Here is an 18,069-nt window from a genome sequence, read left to right on the forward strand (position 1 = left end):
AACTCACACAAGTGAGTCTACGTCAACGCCTAGTTTTTGGTTGCACCAGTCATCAAAGTCAAATCGCTTGCTTCCTGATTTTATCTTTGTGTCTATATTAGACACCTTAAAGGTTCTGTCTTCATGCCTTACATGACAATAACCCTTTATGTAAAAACCTGAGCCATTGCCCATCAACACCTCATCAACAGTAACCCGCCTGCGAGTTCGCTCGCGCTTTTTGTTGATATAGGTGAACTCAACATCATCGGTGTCGCCAGCCCATACCGTGGTCAGCGTTGATTCCCAGCTTTTGAATGATGGATCGAACGCGGGTCGCCGAGCTGCACCACTGCCACTGCGCGGTTCCTGCCTTGGCGGTCTGCTGGCTTGCGCCTGCTTATTTGCTTCATTGGCATCAAACACCGTTTGTGCGAGCGTTTTTGGTGCTGCTTTATGGGTTGGCTTGTTTATGGTCAGCAGGGTGATGATCAATGGCAGCGCAAACCAGAAGGCATCCCAAAACATGAAGCGGCCATCAGCATACATGCCAAGGCCAATACAGCAGACCGAAGCGGTAAAACCGATAACGAGTGCGCTGATACGTTTCTTTTGCCACAAAACAGACGGTTTAAATAAGCCAACCACTGCCAGAATAAGAAACACAAACGATAAAATACCGAGAAGAGTCCCCATTGCTCCTTTCCTTTTTTATTTTAAGGCGTTGATGCCAAATCCTATGGCCATTGAAGCAAACGTTCTGACCTTATCCTGATCACCCTCATCGATAGCGGCTGTTAACCTATAACCAAGCGTCAGCGTGTACGGCAGGGCCATTGATTTGAGAATGGATATCCCTTTGGCAGACAGCACCGCCTCTTTCAGGCCGATATCATCCTGCACGTTCGCGTCGATATAGTCAGCCTCCACCAGCCATGACCATGACGCCATGATCAGTGATGCCTCTTCGGTCATCGCCTCAATCCCATCGCCCCTGTCTTCACTGGCCGATCCATGTACTGTATATTCTTCCAGTGCTATATCTATTGGCATCGGAAAGGCCTGATAGAGCGCGGCAAAGGTCTTACCGGCAATCATGTCGAACTGTTCAATATTGGAGGTTGTCATGTCTGATCCTGATGTTAAGGGTAAGGATGAAGTGCAGGGCGGGGCCACGAAACGGGATTTTTTGCGGGCCGATCTGCTGCGGGTAATGAATTACGGGGTGGTGGGTACTTGGGACAGCCAGCGGTGCGGAGAGTATTTTGCAGCCAGGCTGCCGGAGATTGAGCCAGCGCTGTTGTTTGATGTGCTGGCCGAGGTGATGGTGAGCGGGCCGAAAAAGGCCTACCAGCGTGGGCAGGATGATGCGCTGGCAATGATAAGGAAGGCGCTGAAATAAACCATCCATGGTCTATCCCTAGCGGCGCCGTCTGCGGCGGCGGTGTTCCACCATGGTGCCGATGATTTGAATGGGCTGGCGATCTGATCGCATGGTGGCGTAGTCGTCATTGAGCGGGGCCAGCTCGAAGATCTCTCTTCCATCCTCACTGAACCCGCGAGGACGGTACTTCTTGAAGGTGGCCTCTTCTTCGCCGTTCTTGGCAACTACGAAGTCGCCAGGGTGGAGTGGTTCGTCCGGGTCAATCAGCACCAGATCGCCCTCGGTGAATTCCGGCTCCATGGAGTTACCACGGATCACGATGGCAAAAGCACGATCGCCAAGCTCAAGATCGGTGGTGATATAGGCCATATTGCCATCGCACTCGCGGATCTCGTTCGGCGCTGTCCATACCCCCGCCTGCACATAGCTGATCACCGGGATCCGGTGGATATCTGGCTGGGCCATTTCCATGTTTTGGTGGGGAGAAGCGGGCGAGTCATCAGAAAAAAGCTCTGAAACAGGCACGCTCAGTGCGTCCGCGATCTTGGATAGCAACTGTGGGCTGAAGCCCTGCAGGTCACGTTCCAATCGAGAAATATTGCCAACATCACTGTCCACCTGAGTGGCCAGCTCGTTGATCGTCATTTTGCGCGCTTTTCGCAGCGCCCTGATCTTTGCTCCAACTTTCATTTGTCCATGATGGCAATTTATATGCGGTGTGCGCAAAGCGTGACACGCATATGTTTCTGTGCTTGAATATGCGTGTAGCGCATATAAGGGGGCGTTCATGCTTACACCTCTTCGAAAGCTGCGAGAGCAGCAGAAGGTAACGATCAATCAGCTGAGTCAGGCGGTAGGGATTGACGTTGGAAACCTGAGCCGCATTGAGCGTGGCCTTCAAAAGGCATCGTTAGAGCGAGCCCAACGGATTGCTGATTTTTTCTCTCAAGAAATCAGCGTTATGGAAATCATCTACCCAGAGCACCGCCAGTGATTACCGCCAGGCCTGCTCTACGGAAACCATCATGACAGAAGCCAAAAAAACAACCACGAGAGTCAAGCGGGATCACTCCCACGCATCTGACCCTATTGACGCCGCTTATCAGTTGAGTCGCCGGTACAACATCACCGAGCTGGCCAAGCTGATGGGCAACAAGCGCCCGACCACCTTGAACAACAAGTTCAACCCGCAGTGCGAAGACCATCACCTGACCCTGTCTGAGGCCATGGCTGTGACCGAGCTGACCGGTGATAACGCCATTCTGCAAGCCTGGGCGCTGTCTCGTGGTCATGTGCTGGTGGCTCTGCCGGATAGCACGGTGAGCGAGGAAGAGCTGGCCGACCAGGTGATGACTGTCACCTCAGTGGTTGGTGCTGTATTCGGCGAGCTGCATCTGGCGCGTCAGGACGGGGTGATTGACCCGATCGAGCGTCAGGCGATTACGGCGGCAGTGCATCGCGCCATCAGGGAGCTGTTGAGTTTGGAAGAGTCAGTGGCAAGTCAGGTTCGCCCGTTGCCAGTGGCTGTGCAAGGAGGAGCGAAGTGATGAACGTCGTTGAAATGAATCGGGCCCGCGCTGCGCGAACAGCCGGACCCACGGTCTATTTCACTGGAGAAAACAACATGGATAAGAGTACCGAAGCTGGCACCAAAGCGCAAGGCAAGCGCCGCAACGTGATCCCGGCAACCCTGCCGAAGCTGGTGGCCAGCCTGAGCGGCACCTTTCTGGTTTACGGCGGCATGCGTCTGCCCATCACCACCCAGCAAGCCATTTGCCATGTCACCTGGATGCAGAACCACCTGCGTGATGCCGCTATGGCTGCGCAGATGGGTCAGGGGGTGGCTCATGGGTAACGTCGTTAGCCTGGCACCGGCCAGCGCACCCACCACACAGCGAGGCTGCAACGTGAACGAGAACCGCCGCAGCGGGTTTGTGCTGCTGTACAAGAGCATCAAGGATGCCACGTTTTACCGTGACCCTGCTCGCAAGTCCCTGTGGCTGCACCTGCTGCTCGAGGTAACCCACGAGCGCACCGAGGATACCTTCAACGGCAACCGCGTCACCCTGAGCCGTGGCCAGCTGGTTGGCTCTGCTCGTTCGCTGGGTGAGGCCTGCGGCATCTCCGAAGATAGCGCCCGCCGTTCTCTGGATGCCTTCGAGCGTGACGGGATGATCACCCGCACCAGCAAGCAGGGTACCAAGGGTTACACGTTGATAACCGTTCTCAATTACGACCAGTATCAGCGCGGAGTTTCAGAACACGATGGCGCGGAGTTAGGCGCGGAGTTCAAAGCCGCATCTGATATGGGGTTGCAGGTGGTATCGCAATCTGATTGCGCGGAGTTAGGCGCGGAGTTTCACGCCGAATCTCTAAACAATATAAACAATAAAACAAAAACAAAAGATCAAAACACTAGCGCCGAGCCCGCTATCGCGGACTCCACGCCGGTGGTGATTGAATCTGTTTCTGCTGAGCCGGTTTCACTGCCAGCCAAGCAGCCAGCACCGCAAGAGCCAGTGGTGATCACCATGCCGCTCAACAGCGGTGAGCATCAGGTCACCGAGTCGTTCGCTGCCCAGATGCAAGCCCTGTATCCGGCGGTGGATGTGGCCCAAGAGCTGCGCACCATGACTGGCTGGCTGATTGCCAACCCGACCAAGCGCAAGACCAAGACCGGCATCAACCGGTTTATCAACGCCTGGCTGTCGAAGTGCCAAGACCGTGGCGGCAGCAATGGCCTGCAGGGCTTCACGCCGCGCCGCAATGATCACACCGACCTGACCCAGACCATGACCGCCGCTGAGCTCAACCAGCGCATGCAGGAGGGTTTCTGATGACCATGAAACCACTCAGCACCGTGCTGCACGAGATCGCCATCGCGCCGACCGTGGAGACCATCACCCATCAGCAGCGCCCGCTGACAGATCGGGATTCCAAGATGGTTGCCACCCTGTTCGAACAGCTGAAAGCGGTGTTCCCGGCATGGAAACAGGCATTCCCCACTGACGACCATCAGCGCCGCGCGCTGGCCGAGTGGACTCGCGCCCTGGTCGATGCCGGTTGCACCACCCGCGAGCAGTTGCAGCTTGGCATGCTGATGGCCCGCAGCCACGGCGGGGACTTCTTCCCGAGCACCAGCAAGTTCATCAAGTGGTGTGAGGTGACGCCGGAGTCACTGGGCTTGCCCACGCTGGATAGCGCGCTGGTTGAGGTGCGCACCCGCCGTTACACCCATCCCGCAGTCGAGCTGGCCGCCAAGGCGACTAGCTGGGAGCGCCAGACCCTGAGCGCAGACGCTTACCGCGCCGTGTTCGATCAGGCCTATGCCCAGCTGGTGCGCCGGATGATGGCAGGTGAAGACCTGAGCGCCGAGGTGATGAAGGGACTGCCGACCAGAGCGCAGATCCAGCACAGCCCGGAGTTTTACCAGCAGACCGGCCAGCGCGCCGTGGCAAACCTGAAAAAGCTGTTCAAGCGGGGAGGTGAGCATGGTGGCCAATAAACACGAGCTGATCGCCAATGCGGCCATGGCTCAGCTGCACAAGATGTGGCCCTGCACCTTCGATATCGAGATCCCGGAGGCGCCCGCCGGCTGGAGCTGGACCATGGCGAACAACGCCGGTGAGTTCGAGCTGGTGCTGGCCTGTGTCGGTGAAGGAGACGATTTCGAGCTGTCATCGGTCGAGGTGATCACCAAGGAGTCAGTGGCGCTGCAGGCCTCGCTGCTGAGAGCAAACATCAGTTGTCTGGGGGTGCAGTGATGGCAGTGACATTCAGTGAAGCCTGCGAGCGGGATATCAAGGCCGCCAAGCATGTGCGGGTGGCGGTGTACCCCGAGGTGCCGGATTGGCTGCCGGTACAGGTGCGCCTTGAGGTGTCGGATTGTCCGCATCAGCTGGGATCTACCTCATGGTCACACAACGCCGGTTATTACCTGGTGGTGGATGACGACCCTGCAGATGTAGTTGAGGCGGTAAACGCCCTGCGCGGCCAGCAACAGCGGCCTGCCACGTTGGAGATGATCAAATGCGCGATTTCATGAAGAGCACCCTGATGGTGGTGGTGATGGTGGGTCTGGCTGTGTATCTGGCCGCGAATGTGTCGATGGGGGTGAAGTGATGAAAAAACATGGAAACGAGCCTTGGAGCTCAGTTGAAGTCACCAATGATGAAGATCAGCTGATTAAGATCCGCGCATCAAATGGAGCAAACATCGCTCGCATCATGATTGATGCTGATGACAAGTATTTCAGTGACGAACAGCGTGAAAACGCCCGCCGAATCGTGGCCTGCGTGAATGCTTGTCGTGGTCTTACGGCTGATGAGCTGGAGCAAAAAGGGCTTGTCGCTGCCGTTGGAACCCAGCTGCTGGAGGGCGATCAACTGGGCGCTGAGCTGCTGGCGGCACTGACCTTATCGCTTGAGCAGATGGAGGTTGACGCCATATTCATTGATGGCGAATACAACTCATCGAGAGATCTGGATGAGCTTGAGCAAGATGGCGACTTGCCAAACGCAATACTGGTTGCCCGCGCTGCCATAGCCAAAGCCAAAGGCGGTGCAGCATGAACATGACCGCACTGACCAATCCGGTGATGAGCAGCATCGAGATCGCCGAGCTTACAGGAAAGCGCCACGACAACGTGTTGGCCGATATACGCCGGATGCTGGTGGAAATTCAATCTCCTGAAAAGTCAGGAGATTATCAGGATGGCCGTGGCCGCACCCAGCCGTGCCTGATGCTGGACAAGGAGGAGACCATTTGCCTGGTCTCCGGCTACAGCGCTCAACTGCGGATCCGCATCATTCGCCGATGGCAGGAGTTGGAGCAGCAGGCCCACCAGCCCGCGATGATGATCCCCCAGACGTTGCCGGAGGCGCTGCGTCTGGCTGCCGAGCTGGCCGAGCAGAATATGGAGCTCGAGCGCAAGGTGGCGCTGGATGCCCCGGCGGTGGCGTTTGCGAAGCAGATCGCCAGCGTGGAGAAGGGGATCACCCTGTCTGCATTCGCCAAGACCGTTGGCCTTGGCCCCACCAAGCTGTTTGCCATGCTGCGCGAGCGCAAGATCCTGATGAGTTGCCGCGGTGAGCGATGGAACCTGCCGATGCAAGAGTTCGTGGATCGCGGTTACTTCGCCACACGGGAGAGCACCTTTGATTCGAACGGGGAGAAGAGGATCAGCTTTACCCCGCTGATCACCGGTAAGGGCCAGCAGTGGCTGGTGGAGCGGTTGATCCGTGAAGGCGTACTGCGTGGGGTGGCGGCATGATCAAGCAAAGCCTGATTGCAGTTGTTGACCTTGAAACGCTTGGCAAAGGACCTCGCGCCGTTATCGGTGAGATCGGTGTGGTTATCGTTGATGTCGAGCAGCTGGTGGCTGTTGATGAGTTCTATTGCCGAGTATCACTCCACCAACCGCGCCAGCGAGATGATGGAACAATGACGTGGTGGGAGCTTCAAAGGAGCAATAGCCCGCAGGCGTGGCTTGAGATGTTCAAAAACACCGATCGCTTATGCCTTGCTGATGCTCTTGATGCGCTGAAAGATTTTCTGTCTCGCCACTTCCCGCGCGCTCTGGCTGTTGAACTGATGGGCAATGGCCCAGAGTTCGACAACGTGATCCTTGAGGATGCCTATTCGCAATGTGGGATTGAACTGCCTTGGTCATTCCGTGGCAACCAGTCACTGCGAACAGTTGTGCTGATGGGGCGCTTACTGCTCGACATTGACCCCAAGTTTCAGATTGAGTTTGAGGGCATCCGCCATCACGCGCTGCACGATGCTCGCCACGAAGCCGCCTACCTGATCAGCATCCTGCGTTCCTTCAAACAGGCGATCGGCAAGGAGGTGGCATGACTCACAACCTCGCCAAACTCCCCGAGCACGACCGCCAGCGTATCGAGCTGGAGAAGCAGGCTCATCTGCTTTTCTGGCGCCGTCGTCGCAACGATATCAGCCGGCAGGATGTGATCGACGCCATCGATGCGGTGGATGAGCAGCATCGCGAGTGGTTCCGCCAGCTGATGAACCAGATCCGGAGTGCCGCCTCGTGACTACCAACGCCGTTTTTGTTGATGCTATGGGGCTTGCACTGGTGCAGCTGGGTGAAAACCTGGCTGCCACCAAGCGCCATCTGGCTGGACATCCGGTGCGGCTGGTGCGCGACCATGGCGCCGATCTGCTGCGTCAGTTCCCCGAGCTGGTGGCCGCGCTGGCTTGTGCCGAGGTGGTGAATGCCGCCGGCGGTGAGTTGCTGACCGCCAATGCCGGGCACTGCGTTATCGGCCATGACTGCGCCGGTGAGTCGGTCACTGCCGAGGTGGAGGGGGTTAACCTGCCGCTGTGCTGGCACCACGACAACGAGCGCCACGATGGGCAGTTGCCGATCTCCCTCTCTGCGGTGTCGGATTGGGTTGCCCGGGTGGTGCTGCAGAAGGTGGCTGGCTGGTGCGGGGTGTCTCAGGCCGATCTGGGTGTGCGGGATCTCTGTTGGTGGGCGACCGTCTACAAGGTGCAGCACTGCCTGCCGACCTCCGTGCTGCGCGATGCCTGCCGCTTGCCACCGCTGGAGCCTGAGCGGGTGCTGGTGCCAGGGCGCGGCTACAAGGAGACCGACACCCGCTATCGCGTCAACAAGGCCGATCTGCTGGCAGATGACCCGCTGGCCGATCTGCGCGCCCGCATCAAGGCCAAACCGGCCGTTCGCCATATCAATCCTGAACCCGCCGCCCTGTTTATGGGCAAGCCGAAGCGCAAGCGCTGGGAGTGCGAGCCCTATCTGGCCTTTGTGCGCCAGTTGCCATGTGTAATTACCGGAAGCCGCGAGGGGGTGGAAGCGCACCACGTCGTGGGCCACGGCATGAGCGTGATGGGCAGCAAGGCCCACGACATCTTCACCTTTCCGCTCGCCCACCAGCCGCACGTGGAGTTGCACCAGATGGGATGGAAGGCGTGGGAGGCCAAGCACGGATCGCAGCTGCAGCACGTTATCAACACACTGGAGCAGGCCTGCTCCTTGGGAGTGTTCAATGAAAAAGCCTGAGTCATTCACCGTCACGCTGCCGTGGCCACCTTCAACCAACCGGATCTGGCGCAATGTTGCGGTGAAGGGCAAGCCGAGAACCCTGCTCAGTGAGGAAGGGCGCCGCTTTCGCACCACGGCCGCGCAGATGTGCATGCTTGGCGGGGTCAATAACCGCCAGCTGGCTGGCCGCCTTGCGGTGTCTATGGTTGCCTGCCCACCGGATCGCCGGGCGCGAGATCTCGATAACGTGCTCAAGGCCACGCTGGATGCCCTGACCCATGCCGGGGTGTGGCTGGATGACAGTCAGATCGATCTGTTGAGCGTGGAGCGCGCCCAGGTGGTGAAGGGTGGCGAACTGCGGGTGACCATTTCAGTGAAGGAGGCGGCATGAGGAGCGCGCTGGCCGAGTTGCCCCGCAGTGTGCGGGAGATTGCCGAGGTGATCGGGGTGGAGCGGGCGCTTTACCTTGTTGGCCAGCTGCCGCGCTGCTATGAGCGCGATCACCGCTACCCTGGCGCCAAGCGCTCTTGCGTGATCCTCTACGTGCCCAAGACCCTGCGCCCCGATCACCCGCTGGTGACCATTCTCGGCTGGAAGGATGCTGACAAGCTGGTGAAGGAGTTTGGCGGGGAGATCCTGCAGCCAGGCAACTGCATGGACATCTACCGCCGCTTTCGGGATCAGGCCATCGTGAAGATGCTCAAGGAGGGCACTCCATCGGCCTATATCGCTGAAATCATGGGGCTATCCGAGCGTCAAATCCGCAATCTGGCGCGGGCAGAAATCCCCCAAGAGGAACGAAAAGCCACGATTGGCAACACTCCGAAAGGTAAGAGCACCGGAGCTATGCCAATGAAAAATAACATGGGGGCCCGCACTGTATGGGCCTAATCGAGCGGATCCTCACAAATGCCGAATGGGCCCTTGCTGGCCTTATCGGCGCATTGGTGGCCGTACCATTTCAGGAGGAGCTGAGCACCTGGCGAGGTCGCTTGGTATTCATCGGTTCTGGCGCGGCTTGTGCGTATTTCACCACGCCTCTGGCGATCAGCATGTACAACATCGACCCCGGCTTATCAGGCGGGGTCGGCTTTTTGCTGGGCGCGTTTGGTGGCTCGCTGCTGGCCGCTGGCCTGCGCACCATCAGGGGGCTTGATCTCATTGAGCTGGTGAAAGAGCGCTTCAGTCGAACAGGAGGCGGTCAATGATGTTCATCAACTCCATCGCCGTGACAGTCATTGTGCTGTGGGCCTTCTGGTGCTGGCTGTCGCCAGATATCCACGATGGGCTCATCGGCAAGGTGCTGTGTTTGTTGCTGATGCTGGCTGCGTTGGGGGTGTTGAGCAATCCCGGGCAGGATGCCGAGGTGCTTCTGAATATATCTGTCGGCGCCCTCGCTATCCGCCATTGGTGGATGAAAACCTATTACCCACGGGTGCGTGATTTTGTGCTGAGCCATCTCAGGTGCAAGAACTGCCCTAATAAGCCGGAGTGATGATATGCGCGTTTTTGTTGTGAGTGCCGGGCACTCTGATGTTGACCCTGGGGCCGTGGCTAACGGGGTGAAAGAGGCTGATATCGCAGAGGACCTGCGCAATATCGTTGCCAGCAAGCTTCGGGAAGCCGGGCACACCGTGATCACCGATGGCGATGGTGACGTTAACCAGCCGCTATCTGATGCCATCAAGCTCATCAATCGCGGTGAGTTGGCTATCGAGATCCACTGCAATGCAGCGAGTGCGCCCACCGCTACCGGTGTTGAGTCTATTTCCTTGCCAAAGCTCAAGGGGCTGTCTCAGCGGCTCAGCAAGGCCATTGCGGCCGTCACCAAGGATAAGGTGCGCGGTGATGATGGTTGGATTGACCAGTCGAAGTCTGCGCGCGGCCGCCTTGGGTTCGTCAACGCAGGCGGCATCATCATTGAGCTGTTCTTTCTGAACAACAAGCAGGCGCTCGAGCAATACAACGCCACCAAGTGGTTGGTTGCCAGCGCGATCGCTAACGAGCTGGTGAAGGGGGCGTAATGCTGAAAATCAAAGCACTAGCCATTTTCATCATCGATTTACTGACTCCGAGATACATCACGGAGGATGTTGCCATTGAGCTTCGTGATGACGGTTATTACCCGGTATGCAGCATGGCTGACATCGAGGAAGGAGAGCGCTTCGATGGTGTTGTTGCCATGCGCTCATTTACATGGCTTGGCGTTGCCTGGCCTTCGAAGTTGGTGGGAGAGGTTAGACCATGGGAATAGATGCTTTGCGCCGCCTTATCCCGATCCTATTCGGTATCGCCCTGATGCTCGCTATCGGTGTTTGCGGGTGGTGGTTGCATTACTCAGGGTATCAGTCAGGCGCTGATGCCAAAGAGCTGGAATGGTCAGCTAAGTGGGATAATCAGGCCGAACAGCAGGCGACAGCCAAGGCCAAGGCAACCATGGAGGCGCGGGAAGAGGAACTGCGCCGCCAAGCCTCAATCGACAAGGTGAGAGACGATGCAGAAAAACAGATTGCCCTGGCTGAGAGTGATGCTCTTGCTGCCCGCGATGCTGCTGATGGCGTGCTCGAGCAAGCCAAGCGATTGGCAGCCAGAGCAGGTAAGTGCCCCAGCAATCCCGCAGCTACCCAGTCAGGCGCGCCAGCAGCAGAGCCCAGCGTGGTGCTCGCCGACGTGCTCGGCAGGGCTGACGCGAGAGCGGGGGAGCTGGCAGCAGCTTATGACCGTTCAAGAGCCGCAGGATTAGCCTGTGAACGAGCCTACGACGCGCTGCGCGCTGGGCGTGTGGAACCATGACTCTGCCCATGATTTTCGGCTGGGTCCTTCCTCCGCCCCCCTCCCTTGCGGGGGCATTGACTCCGCGGCATTTGATATCTGCGTGGGCCGCCAGATAAGAATTTTTAATTATAACTAAAGCCTCGATAAGGGTTCGTTATGGCAGTCAAGAACGCCGGCCAGAATGTCAACAAGGCCGCGCTGTGCGTGATCATGGGGGTGAGTCCCCCGACTGTTGACGGATGGGTGCGAAACGGCTGCCCGATCACTCAGAAAGGATCCCGTGGGGTTGCCGCCACTTTCAATACTGCAGATGTGATGAAATGGCTGCGCGACAAAGCCCGAGATGAAGGCCGCGGCACGGCGCAGGCGTCAGAGGAAGAGCTAAAGCTGCGCAAGTTGGCGGCGGAGGCTGAGAAGGCCGAGCTGGAGCTGGCGAAGGCAAAGGGGGAGGTCGCTCCCGTCCGTGAGTTCGAGCGAGCCACCGCGGCATTGATGGCGGTGATCAGGCAGAACGTGATGCAGGTGCCAGGCCGCGCTGTGATGCAGCTGATCGGATGTAGCGATGAAACCGAGTTCAAAACCAAGCTGAGAGCCGAGCTGGTGCTGGCGCTGGAGACAGCGGCAGAAGATGACCAGCTGCTCGATGATGACGAGGAGCAAGACGGGGACGATGACTAAGGCGCACCAGTTCAGCAATCCGGTTGCTGTTGCCGAGGCGCTGCGCCGTGCGACGGTAAACCTGATCCCACCTGCAGATGTGCTGCCAAGCGTCTGGGCAGAGGATAACGTCCGCATCCCGGTCGGTAACGCCAAGCCTGGCCCGATCCGGTTTGATAACGCCCCGCCACAGCGCGGGATGATCGATGTCATCAAACAACCCGGGATCCGCCGCGTCACCTACAAGCTGGGCGCCCAGATGGGCAAGACCACCATTCAGCAGTGCATCGCGGCTTACTTCATCAAGCACGAGCCGAAATCCCAGATCTTCGCCCAACCATCGCAGGGCGATATCCAGACATTTCAGGAGACCAAGCTGCGCCCGATGCTGGATGCCAACCCAGAGCTTTCCAGCGTCATGGCCAAGCAGCGCGGGCGGGAAGGGGTAAACAACAGCCGGATGATCTCCTATATCGGCGGCTGGCTGATGTTCTGCTGGTCAGGCTCACCGAAAACAGCCCGCGGCCGATCTGCGCCGGTGATCCATCAGGACGAGATCGATGGCTATGACCCGCTGCCAGAGGGTGATTTCAGTGAGCTGCTGGCCCAGCGGGCGGCATCGTTCGGGGATGAAGCGCTGCGCACCGAGTCAAGCACCCCCACCATTGAAGGCTCGAGCCGGATCTCCATCGCCTACGAAGAGGGGGATCAGCGCCGCTTCTATGTGCCGTGCCCGCACTGCGGCCACGCCCAGGTGTTGAAGTGGGAAAACGTCACCTGGCAAGGTCGCCTCTCCACCGGTATTGATGATGCAGAGGAGGATATCGGCAAGGAGCACCTGCCTGAGACGGCTGGCTATGCCTGCGATGGATGCGGCGCGATCTGGACTGATGGCGAGCGCATCGCCTCGATCCGGGATGCAGAGAAGAACGGGGGAGGGTGGCGCGCCGCCAAACCATTCAGGGGGCATGCCTCATTCCACGGCCCCGAGATGCTGAGCACCTTCCGCAAGATGCGGGATATCGTCCAGTCCTACCTCGACAAGCTGTCAGTGGGGGATATGCAATCCTTCGTCAACGTCTCGCTGGCAGAGGTCTATGCCGAGAAGGGAGAGAAGGCTGATCCATCCGGGCTGCAACTGCGCGCAGAAGAGTACCGCGCCGATGTGCCGATGGGCGGCCTGTACCTGACCGCCGGGATCGATATGCAGATGGACCGCCTCGAGTGCGAAATCGTGGCATGGGGCGAGGCAGATGAAAGCTGGTCTGTCGCCTACTACGTGCTGTGGGGTGACCCGCTGCAGCAGGATGTCTGGGACGATCTTGATGATGTGCTGGCCGGCACTTATCAGCACGAATCCGGCGCGATAATGTCGATCAGCTCTGCCTGTCTTGATACCGGCGGTACCAACGGTATGACCCAGGCGGCCTATGACTACGCCAAGGGCAAGACGGGACGCCGCCTGTTCGCCATAAAGGGGATCCCGGGTTGGGGCCGCCCCATTGTTGAAAAGCCGCAGCGCAAGCAGTCAGGCAAGAACTCCCGCAAGGTCGATCTGTTCAGGGTTGGCGTTGATGAAGGCAAGCTGATCGTGATGCGCCGACTGGCCGCCACTGTCGGTGCGGGTGAGAGAACCAGCGGCCCAGGCTACTGCCACACCCCGACAGATCGTGATGCTGAGTGGTACAAGCAGATCACCGCAGAAAAACTGGTCACCAAGTATGTGAAGGGTCAGCCATACAGGGAGTGGCACAAACCGGATCGGGCCCGCAACGAGGCGCTTGACTGCCGGGTGTATGCCTATGCCGCGCTCAAGATCATGAACCCGTCATTCAAGCGGCTGGCCGAGCGCTTCGCCAATCCGGATGAAGACTCTGCGCCAACCCATAAACCCACCGCCAAGCGGCCATCGCAGGGCGGCCACATCAAGCCGGAAGGGCCAAAGGAAATCCCCCAAGAGGAAGCAAAACCACCACAAACCCAGACTAAACCCACGATCAAGCGCTCCAAATCCGTCTCGGGGCGCAATAAAGGCGGATGGGTGAGGGGCTGGTGAGCTGCAATTTTCCTGCAAAAATCGGAGCCGGGTTAACGTTTAACCTGTTGCTGACATTAACCGCATACCCTGCTCCCGCGTGGAGCGTCTTTGTATCCCTGCGCGGCCCCGGCGCGATGACCATGACTGCCACCTCGGAAGGGTCGCAGCATCGCTTTCGTGCCGAAGTCACCGAAACTGCAGGCTGGGTGCCCGGTGATTACTGGTACACCCTGCGCGCCGTTGATGCCGCGACCAGTGAAATGGTCGAGGTGGAGTGTGGGCAAGTCACCATCACCCCTGATCTGATCAATGCCCCTGTTGGTTTTGATGGCCGGACACCAAACCAGATCGCCCTCGATGCCATCGAGGCGGTGATCGCCCAGCGGGCCACGCTGGATCAGGAGCGGTACCGCATCAACAACCGCGAGCTCTATCGCACCTCTATCCCCGATCTGCTCAAGCTGCGCGACCACTATGTTCGACTGGTCAAGCGTGAGCAGGATCTCGCCTGCGGCCGTAACCCGTTCGGCAACACCGTCAGAGTGAGGCTTCGCTGATGACCACCATGGTTTTCAAATGGCAGCAACGGCTGATGGAGCAGCAGGCTGCTGAATCGCCGCCAAAGCGCCACTTTATGCGCAACCGCACCGGCGCCCGCATGTTTGCCGCCGCCAGACAAGACCGGCTCGGTACCGCATGGGGTGGCACCCCGCTCACCGCAGATGAAATTGTTGATCGCAATCAGGTTGTGCTGGTGGCCCGCTCCCGCGAGCAGTCAGCCAATAACGATTACGGCCGCTCGTTCCTGCGGATGTGTCGGCAAAACATCGTCGGTCCGAAAGGGGTGATGCTGCAGGCCCAGAGCATGACCGCCCGCGGCAAGCTCGACAACGCCGCCAACCAGGCGATCGAAGATGGTTGGCTGGAGTGGGGAAAGCGCCAGAACTGCGATGTGACCGGCCGCCGCTCATGGCGCGCCATTCAGAACAACTGCATCACCAGCGCCGCCAAAGATGGCGAGTTCATGGTGCGACTGGTGTTTGGTGCCGATGGCGGGCCGTGGGGCTTTGCCCTGCAAGTGCTGGATCCGCAGCGCTGCCCGATCAACCTGAACGACCAGCGCCCGCGCACTGGTGCCTTTATCCGGCAAGGGGTCGAGTTCAACCGCTACGGCCGCCCGCTGGCTTACTACTTCACTACCACCGACGAAAGCGAGGCCGGTTACCACTGGGGCGGCAAAAGCTATGTGCGGATCCCGGCGGAAGAGATAGTTCACGGCTTTCTCGAGGATATGGTGGGCCAGAAGCGCGGCCTGCCGTGGATGGCGACCGCCCTGTTCCGTATGCGCCAGCTCAGTGCCATGGAAGAGGCGGCCATCATCAAGGCCCGCACCGGCGCCAACCAGATGGGCTTTATCGAGTGGGATGATGGTTTTGGCCCAGAGACAAAAGAGAAAGACGATGAAGATCTGACCATCGAGAGCGAGCCCGGCGAATGGCGAGTGCTGCCGTCAGGTGCTCGCGTCAAAGAGAGCAATCCGCAATACCCCACTGGGGAATATGCCCCCTTCTACAAGCAGGCCCTGCGCGGCATGGCCGCCGGATTCGGCGTGCTTTACAACAACCTCGCCAGCGATCTGGAGGGGGTCAACTTCTCCAGCATCCGGCAGGGCACCCTCGATGAGCGGGAGCATTGGAAGGATCTGCAGGAGTGGCTGATCGAAAGCCTGATCGAACCGGTGTTCGAGGCGTGGCTGCCACGCGCGCTGCTGGCTGGCCTGATCAAGGTCAAAGGCAAACCGTTGCCCGCCGAGCGCATCGATCAGTATCGGGTGGTGGAGTGGCAAGCCCGCCGCTGGCAGTGGATCGACCCGCGCGCCGATGTGAACTCCGCCGTCGAGGCCAAGAACAACATGTTGACCAGCCCGGGCAAGATTATCCGCGAGCAGGGTCAAGACCCGCAAACAGTCTGGCAAGAGTCGGCCCGCGATGTCGCCGCGATGATCGAGGCCTACAAATCGGAAGGGATCGACGAAGCCACCGCCAAAGAACTGGTATTGCTCTCCATGGGCAGGCCACAACCGAAAGTTGCACCCACCGGAGGGAACACCAATGAAGCCGCGTAGCCTGAGTAGCCTGATCGGCGCATACATGACCCGCGATGGCGGCCAAGGCAAGGCACTGCCTGACTTCAACGCCAAAGGCTCCATGCACCGCGACATGGAGGTTGACAGCTTTGACGTCGATAAACGCACCGTGTCGCTGGCTTTCTCTTCCGAGCTGCCAGTTGAGCGTTGGTTTGGCTTTGAGGTGCTGGATCACTCTCCGAGCAGCATCCGCCTTGACCGCCTGCGCGATGGCGCACCGCTGCTGCTTAACCACGACTGGGATGACCAGATCGGCGTGATTGAATCGGTAACTATCGGAGATGACCGCCGTGGCCGTGCCATTGTTCGATTCAGCCGCAACAAGGATGCCGACGAGATTTTTCAGGACGTGATGGACGGCATCCGCCGCCATGTGTCCGTTGGTTATCGGATCCTGGCTGCGAAGCTGGAAGAGATCGAGGGAGGGGATGACACCTATCGGATTATCGATTGGGAGCCCTACGAAATTTCCATCGTCAGCGTTCCTGCAGATCCCTCTGTTGGCGTGGGCCGCTCACTGGAAATCCCCCAAGAGGATGGGAAACGGCGCATTGGTGAAACTGCAATCACTGAAAGTGGCGCGACCGCTAAAGACTCAACTACTGAGGAAGTCAGAAAGATGGAAAAAACACTGCGTGACGGCAAGGGCAATCTGGTACGCGCCCTGGTTGATGCCGAAGGCAAGATCCTCGAAGTGCTCGAGGTACTGGAAGAGGCTGGCGCAGATGTTCGTGCGGCCCAAAACAACGCGGCCAAGGCAGAGCGCGAGCGTACCGCATCCATTCTGCAAATGGGTGAGCAGTACGGCTGCCGCTCCATTGCTGATAAGGCTGTTGCCGAAGGCAAGACCGTTGATGAGTTCCGTGCCGAGGTGCTCGATTACATCAACACCCGCGACGCGCGGGCCATTGTTGGTGTTCTCGGTGGCCGAGGCCAACCGGCCCGGCCTTCCCAGCGCTCCGGCACTCCGCTTTCCGAGATGCCCAGCCCGCTGATCGGCTTGTCTGATCAGGAAGTGCGCAACTACTCCATTTTCCGCGCGGTGCGCGCCCTGCAACCGAACGCCTCCAAGGCTGATCGTGATGACGCAGCATTCGAGATCGAGTGCTCAGAGACCGCCCAGCGCCAGCTCGGCAAAACAGCCAAAGGTATTTTGATCCCGCAGGACGTACTGAACTCCCGCGCTTTCAATGCTGGCGGTGCAGCCAATACCCCGAACGGTGCCCAGTCCGGCCAGAATCTGGTTGATACCACCTTTATGGGCGGCAGCTTTATCGAGATGTTGCGCAACCGTACCACCATCATGCGCCTGGCAACCACCATGGGTGGGCTGGTTGGTAACGTGGATGTGCCACGTCAAACCGGAGGCGCGACCGCCTACTGGCTGGGTGAAGGTGAGGATGCGCAAGAAGGCACCCCGACCATCGGCCAGCTCACTCTGTCTCCCAAGACCCTTGCCGCCTATACCGATATCACCCGCCGTCTGCTGATGCAGTCCAGCATGGATGCCGAAGGCATCGTGCGCCGCGATCTGGTCAATGCCATGGCGCAGGCCATCGACTTTGCAGGTTACTACGGCAGCGGCGCAGGCAACCAGCCGCGTGGCATCAAGAACTACACCGGGATCAACGCCGTTGATTTCGCCGCGCTGTGGCCAACCTATGCCGAGCTGGTGGCAATGGAATCCGAGATCGCGGCTGACAACGCCGATATCGGCCAGATGGGTTACATCGGTAACGCCCGTTTCCGCGGCAACTGCAAGTCAACTGCCAAGTTTGGCACCGGTACCGAAGCGACCATCTGGGAGCCTGGTAACACCGTCAACGGCTACCAATGCGAGATCAGCAACCAGATCGCCCAAGGCGATGTGTTCTTCGGCAACTTCGCCGACATGCTGATCGGTATGTGGGGCGGTCTGGATCTGACCGTTGACCCGTACAGCCTGAGCAAATCCGGCGGCCTGCGCATCGTGGTGTTCCAGGACGTTGACTTTGTCCTGCGCCGTGTGGAGTCGTTCTGCTGGGGCAGCCAGAACGTCGCGTAATTAATAGGTGGCCGCCTTT

At 58.9% G+C, this 18,069-nt stretch carries 28 protein-coding genes and 1 pseudogene; 25 read left to right on the forward strand and 4 right to left on the reverse strand.

The genetic code is table 11. The annotated features are described in order from the left end of the window. Positions 1 to 3: 3 nt before the first annotated feature. Both AB5Z02_RS18405 and AB5Z02_RS18410 read right to left on the reverse strand, forming a co-directional pair. Positions 4 to 675 carry a WYL domain-containing protein gene (locus AB5Z02_RS18405; protein WP_368216615.1) on the reverse strand — a complete coding sequence of 224 codons (672 nt, stop codon included), beginning with the start codon at positions 673 to 675 and terminating at the stop codon, positions 4 to 6. Positions 676 to 690: 15 nt separating this feature from the next. Then, positions 691 to 1,107, reverse strand: a complete 417-nt coding sequence (locus tag AB5Z02_RS18410; RefSeq protein WP_368216616.1) for a hypothetical protein — start codon at positions 1,105 to 1,107, stop codon at positions 691 to 693. On the opposite strand from AB5Z02_RS18410, the gene AB5Z02_RS18415 reads away from it, so the two are divergent. Next, positions 1,106 to 1,381 (forward strand): hypothetical protein, encoded by a 276-nt coding sequence (locus AB5Z02_RS18415; RefSeq protein WP_043851893.1) that lies wholly within the window; start codon positions 1,106 to 1,108, stop codon positions 1,379 to 1,381. The genes AB5Z02_RS18410 and AB5Z02_RS18415 overlap by 2 nt on opposite strands. A gap of 18 nt (positions 1,382 to 1,399) precedes the next feature. Here AB5Z02_RS18415 and AB5Z02_RS18420 read toward each other — a convergent pair whose 3' ends face one another. Next, the gene (locus AB5Z02_RS18420) at positions 1,400 to 1,828 is read right to left on the reverse strand and encodes a LexA family protein (protein WP_368216899.1); all 429 of its coding nucleotides are present in this window, start codon (positions 1,826 to 1,828) and stop codon (positions 1,400 to 1,402) included. A 48-nt stretch (positions 1,829 to 1,876) separates the two neighbouring features. Next, positions 1,877 to 2,152: pseudogene (locus AB5Z02_RS18425) on the reverse strand (helix-turn-helix domain-containing protein); the annotation flags it as partial. Here AB5Z02_RS18425 and AB5Z02_RS18430 point away from each other — a divergent pair. The 24 genes from AB5Z02_RS18430 (at position 2,151) to AB5Z02_RS18545 (ending at position 18,050) form a co-directional block, all read left to right on the forward strand. Then, a complete protein-coding gene (locus AB5Z02_RS18430) occupies positions 2,151 to 2,357 on the forward strand; it encodes a helix-turn-helix transcriptional regulator (protein WP_182951238.1) in 207 nt (68 codons plus the stop codon). The pseudogene AB5Z02_RS18425 and the gene AB5Z02_RS18430 overlap by 2 nt on opposite strands. 31 nt (positions 2,358 to 2,388) lie before the next feature. Continuing rightward, a complete protein-coding gene (locus AB5Z02_RS18435; protein WP_052497104.1) occupies positions 2,389 to 2,910 on the forward strand; it encodes a phage regulatory CII family protein in 522 nt (173 codons plus the stop codon). A gap of 77 nt (positions 2,911 to 2,987) precedes the next feature. Continuing rightward, positions 2,988 to 3,218 carry a hypothetical protein gene (locus AB5Z02_RS18440; RefSeq protein WP_368216617.1) on the forward strand — a complete coding sequence of 77 codons (231 nt, stop codon included), beginning with the start codon at positions 2,988 to 2,990 and terminating at the stop codon, positions 3,216 to 3,218. After that, positions 3,211 to 4,200 carry a hypothetical protein gene (locus AB5Z02_RS18445; protein WP_368216618.1) on the forward strand — a complete coding sequence of 330 codons (990 nt, stop codon included), beginning with the start codon at positions 3,211 to 3,213 and terminating at the stop codon, positions 4,198 to 4,200. The genes AB5Z02_RS18440 and AB5Z02_RS18445 overlap by 8 nt, the downstream gene beginning before the upstream one ends. Further along, positions 4,200 to 4,868, forward strand: a complete 669-nt coding sequence (locus AB5Z02_RS18450) for a replication protein P (protein ID WP_368216619.1) — start codon at positions 4,200 to 4,202, stop codon at positions 4,866 to 4,868. The genes AB5Z02_RS18445 and AB5Z02_RS18450 overlap by 1 nt, the downstream gene beginning before the upstream one ends. Then, positions 4,855 to 5,127, forward strand: a complete 273-nt coding sequence (locus tag AB5Z02_RS18455; RefSeq protein ID WP_368216620.1) for a hypothetical protein — start codon at positions 4,855 to 4,857, stop codon at positions 5,125 to 5,127. The genes AB5Z02_RS18450 and AB5Z02_RS18455 overlap by 14 nt, the downstream gene beginning before the upstream one ends. Further along, positions 5,127 to 5,408 (forward strand): hypothetical protein, encoded by a 282-nt coding sequence (locus AB5Z02_RS18460; protein WP_368216621.1) that lies wholly within the window; start codon positions 5,127 to 5,129, stop codon positions 5,406 to 5,408. Before AB5Z02_RS18455 ends, AB5Z02_RS18460 begins: the two co-directional genes overlap by 1 nt. Before the next feature lie 76 nt (positions 5,409 to 5,484). Then, positions 5,485 to 5,934 carry a hypothetical protein gene (locus AB5Z02_RS18465; protein WP_368216622.1) on the forward strand — a complete coding sequence of 150 codons (450 nt, stop codon included), beginning with the start codon at positions 5,485 to 5,487 and terminating at the stop codon, positions 5,932 to 5,934. Next, positions 5,931 to 6,635, forward strand: coding sequence for a phage antirepressor KilAC domain-containing protein (locus AB5Z02_RS18470; protein WP_368216623.1), 705 nt, complete (start codon positions 5,931 to 5,933; stop codon positions 6,633 to 6,635). Before AB5Z02_RS18465 ends, AB5Z02_RS18470 begins: the two co-directional genes overlap by 4 nt. After that, positions 6,632 to 7,222, forward strand: a complete 591-nt coding sequence (locus AB5Z02_RS18475) for a 3'-5' exonuclease (protein ID WP_368216624.1) — start codon at positions 6,632 to 6,634, stop codon at positions 7,220 to 7,222. The genes AB5Z02_RS18470 and AB5Z02_RS18475 overlap by 4 nt, the downstream gene beginning before the upstream one ends. Next, the gene (locus AB5Z02_RS18480) at positions 7,219 to 7,419 is read left to right on the forward strand and encodes a DUF3283 family protein (RefSeq protein WP_368216625.1); all 201 of its coding nucleotides are present in this window, start codon (positions 7,219 to 7,221) and stop codon (positions 7,417 to 7,419) included. Before AB5Z02_RS18475 ends, AB5Z02_RS18480 begins: the two co-directional genes overlap by 4 nt. Beyond that, positions 7,416 to 8,408, forward strand: coding sequence for a DUF968 domain-containing protein (locus tag AB5Z02_RS18485; RefSeq protein WP_368216626.1), 993 nt, complete (start codon positions 7,416 to 7,418; stop codon positions 8,406 to 8,408). The genes AB5Z02_RS18480 and AB5Z02_RS18485 overlap by 4 nt, the downstream gene beginning before the upstream one ends. Beyond that, positions 8,395 to 8,781: a RusA family crossover junction endodeoxyribonuclease gene (locus AB5Z02_RS18490; RefSeq protein WP_368216627.1), complete on the forward strand. Its 387-nt coding sequence runs from the start codon at positions 8,395 to 8,397 to the stop codon at positions 8,779 to 8,781. The genes AB5Z02_RS18485 and AB5Z02_RS18490 overlap by 14 nt, the downstream gene beginning before the upstream one ends. After that, positions 8,778 to 9,281 carry a hypothetical protein gene (locus AB5Z02_RS18495; protein WP_159158937.1) on the forward strand — a complete coding sequence of 168 codons (504 nt, stop codon included), beginning with the start codon at positions 8,778 to 8,780 and terminating at the stop codon, positions 9,279 to 9,281. The genes AB5Z02_RS18490 and AB5Z02_RS18495 overlap by 4 nt, the downstream gene beginning before the upstream one ends. Next, positions 9,272 to 9,598: an MFS transporter gene (locus tag AB5Z02_RS18500; protein ID WP_139734811.1), complete on the forward strand. Its 327-nt coding sequence runs from the start codon at positions 9,272 to 9,274 to the stop codon at positions 9,596 to 9,598. The genes AB5Z02_RS18495 and AB5Z02_RS18500 overlap by 10 nt, the downstream gene beginning before the upstream one ends. After that, entirely contained in the window at positions 9,595 to 9,885 is a 291-nt protein-coding gene (locus AB5Z02_RS18505) for a hypothetical protein (RefSeq protein WP_139734812.1), read from the forward strand. The genes AB5Z02_RS18500 and AB5Z02_RS18505 overlap by 4 nt, the downstream gene beginning before the upstream one ends. Positions 9,886 to 9,889: 4 nt before the next feature. Continuing rightward, positions 9,890 to 10,414: an N-acetylmuramoyl-L-alanine amidase gene (locus tag AB5Z02_RS18510; RefSeq protein ID WP_368216628.1), complete on the forward strand. Its 525-nt coding sequence runs from the start codon at positions 9,890 to 9,892 to the stop codon at positions 10,412 to 10,414. Further along, entirely contained in the window at positions 10,414 to 10,644 is a 231-nt protein-coding gene (locus tag AB5Z02_RS18515) for a hypothetical protein (RefSeq protein ID WP_368216629.1), read from the forward strand. Before AB5Z02_RS18510 ends, AB5Z02_RS18515 begins: the two co-directional genes overlap by 1 nt. Then, positions 10,635 to 11,183, forward strand: coding sequence for a DUF2514 domain-containing protein (locus AB5Z02_RS18520; RefSeq protein WP_368216630.1), 549 nt, complete (start codon positions 10,635 to 10,637; stop codon positions 11,181 to 11,183). The genes AB5Z02_RS18515 and AB5Z02_RS18520 overlap by 10 nt, the downstream gene beginning before the upstream one ends. A gap of 138 nt (positions 11,184 to 11,321) precedes the next feature. After that, the gene (locus AB5Z02_RS18525; protein WP_368216631.1) at positions 11,322 to 11,843 is read left to right on the forward strand and encodes a terminase small subunit; all 522 of its coding nucleotides are present in this window, start codon (positions 11,322 to 11,324) and stop codon (positions 11,841 to 11,843) included. Continuing rightward, the gene (locus AB5Z02_RS18530) at positions 11,836 to 13,878 is read left to right on the forward strand and encodes a phage terminase large subunit family protein (protein WP_368216632.1); all 2,043 of its coding nucleotides are present in this window, start codon (positions 11,836 to 11,838) and stop codon (positions 13,876 to 13,878) included. The genes AB5Z02_RS18525 and AB5Z02_RS18530 overlap by 8 nt, the downstream gene beginning before the upstream one ends. Positions 13,879 to 14,000: 122 nt before the next feature. Then, complete coding sequence (locus tag AB5Z02_RS18535; RefSeq protein WP_368216633.1) at positions 14,001 to 14,417, forward strand: hypothetical protein; 417 nt, start codon at positions 14,001 to 14,003, stop codon at positions 14,415 to 14,417. Further along, positions 14,417 to 15,985 carry a phage portal protein gene (locus AB5Z02_RS18540; RefSeq protein ID WP_368216634.1) on the forward strand — a complete coding sequence of 523 codons (1,569 nt, stop codon included), beginning with the start codon at positions 14,417 to 14,419 and terminating at the stop codon, positions 15,983 to 15,985. The genes AB5Z02_RS18535 and AB5Z02_RS18540 overlap by 1 nt, the downstream gene beginning before the upstream one ends. Further along, the gene (locus AB5Z02_RS18545) at positions 15,972 to 18,050 is read left to right on the forward strand and encodes a phage major capsid protein (RefSeq protein WP_368216635.1); all 2,079 of its coding nucleotides are present in this window, start codon (positions 15,972 to 15,974) and stop codon (positions 18,048 to 18,050) included. Before AB5Z02_RS18540 ends, AB5Z02_RS18545 begins: the two co-directional genes overlap by 14 nt. The last annotated feature ends 19 nt before the right edge of the window (positions 18,051 to 18,069 follow it).

The organism is Aeromonas sp. R2-3, assembly GCF_040908375.1.
Classification (GTDB): Bacteria; Pseudomonadota; Gammaproteobacteria; order Enterobacterales; family Aeromonadaceae; genus Aeromonas; species Aeromonas veronii.

Bases quoted from the DNA above. Each gene is read 5' to 3' on its own strand.
- AB5Z02_RS18510 (WP_368216628.1), top strand. From the start codon at position 9,890: ATGCGCGTTTTTGTTGTGAGTGCCGGGCACTCTGATGTTGACCCTGGG.
- AB5Z02_RS18450 (WP_368216619.1), top strand. From the start codon at position 4,200: ATGACCATGAAACCACTCAGCACCGTGCTGCACGAGATCGCCATCGCG.
- AB5Z02_RS18415 (WP_043851893.1), top strand. From the start codon at position 1,106: ATGTCTGATCCTGATGTTAAGGGTAAGGATGAAGTGCAGGGCGGGGCC.
- AB5Z02_RS18505 (WP_139734812.1), top strand. From the start codon at position 9,595: ATGATGTTCATCAACTCCATCGCCGTGACAGTCATTGTGCTGTGGGCC.
- AB5Z02_RS18410 (WP_368216616.1), bottom strand. From the start codon at position 1,107: ATGACAACCTCCAATATTGAACAGTTCGACATGATTGCCGGTAAGACC.
- AB5Z02_RS18480 (WP_368216625.1), top strand. From the start codon at position 7,219: ATGACTCACAACCTCGCCAAACTCCCCGAGCACGACCGCCAGCGTATC.
- AB5Z02_RS18530 (WP_368216632.1), top strand. From the start codon at position 11,836: ATGACTAAGGCGCACCAGTTCAGCAATCCGGTTGCTGTTGCCGAGGCG.
- AB5Z02_RS18490 (WP_368216627.1), top strand. From the start codon at position 8,395: ATGAAAAAGCCTGAGTCATTCACCGTCACGCTGCCGTGGCCACCTTCA.
- AB5Z02_RS18435 (WP_052497104.1), top strand. From the start codon at position 2,389: ATGACAGAAGCCAAAAAAACAACCACGAGAGTCAAGCGGGATCACTCC.
- AB5Z02_RS18460 (WP_368216621.1), top strand. From the start codon at position 5,127: ATGGCAGTGACATTCAGTGAAGCCTGCGAGCGGGATATCAAGGCCGCC.
- AB5Z02_RS18540 (WP_368216634.1), top strand. From the start codon at position 14,417: ATGACCACCATGGTTTTCAAATGGCAGCAACGGCTGATGGAGCAGCAG.
- AB5Z02_RS18535 (WP_368216633.1), top strand. From the start codon at position 14,001: ATGACTGCCACCTCGGAAGGGTCGCAGCATCGCTTTCGTGCCGAAGTC.
- AB5Z02_RS18500 (WP_139734811.1), top strand. From the start codon at position 9,272: ATGGGCCTAATCGAGCGGATCCTCACAAATGCCGAATGGGCCCTTGCT.
- AB5Z02_RS18420 (WP_368216899.1), bottom strand. From the start codon at position 1,828: ATGGCCCAGCCAGATATCCACCGGATCCCGGTGATCAGCTATGTGCAG.
- AB5Z02_RS18445 (WP_368216618.1), top strand. From the start codon at position 3,211: ATGGGTAACGTCGTTAGCCTGGCACCGGCCAGCGCACCCACCACACAG.
- AB5Z02_RS18495 (WP_159158937.1), top strand. From the start codon at position 8,778: ATGAGGAGCGCGCTGGCCGAGTTGCCCCGCAGTGTGCGGGAGATTGCC.
- AB5Z02_RS18545 (WP_368216635.1), top strand. From the start codon at position 15,972: ATGAAGCCGCGTAGCCTGAGTAGCCTGATCGGCGCATACATGACCCGC.
- AB5Z02_RS18430 (WP_182951238.1), top strand. From the start codon at position 2,151: ATGCTTACACCTCTTCGAAAGCTGCGAGAGCAGCAGAAGGTAACGATC.
- AB5Z02_RS18405 (WP_368216615.1), bottom strand. From the start codon at position 675: ATGGGGACTCTTCTCGGTATTTTATCGTTTGTGTTTCTTATTCTGGCA.
- AB5Z02_RS18465 (WP_368216622.1), top strand. From the start codon at position 5,485: ATGAAAAAACATGGAAACGAGCCTTGGAGCTCAGTTGAAGTCACCAAT.
- AB5Z02_RS18470 (WP_368216623.1), top strand. From the start codon at position 5,931: ATGAACATGACCGCACTGACCAATCCGGTGATGAGCAGCATCGAGATC.
- AB5Z02_RS18475 (WP_368216624.1), top strand. From the start codon at position 6,632: ATGATCAAGCAAAGCCTGATTGCAGTTGTTGACCTTGAAACGCTTGGC.
- AB5Z02_RS18525 (WP_368216631.1), top strand. From the start codon at position 11,322: ATGGCAGTCAAGAACGCCGGCCAGAATGTCAACAAGGCCGCGCTGTGC.
- AB5Z02_RS18455 (WP_368216620.1), top strand. From the start codon at position 4,855: ATGGTGGCCAATAAACACGAGCTGATCGCCAATGCGGCCATGGCTCAG.
- AB5Z02_RS18440 (WP_368216617.1), top strand. From the start codon at position 2,988: ATGGATAAGAGTACCGAAGCTGGCACCAAAGCGCAAGGCAAGCGCCGC.
- AB5Z02_RS18515 (WP_368216629.1), top strand. From the start codon at position 10,414: ATGCTGAAAATCAAAGCACTAGCCATTTTCATCATCGATTTACTGACT.
- AB5Z02_RS18520 (WP_368216630.1), top strand. From the start codon at position 10,635: ATGGGAATAGATGCTTTGCGCCGCCTTATCCCGATCCTATTCGGTATC.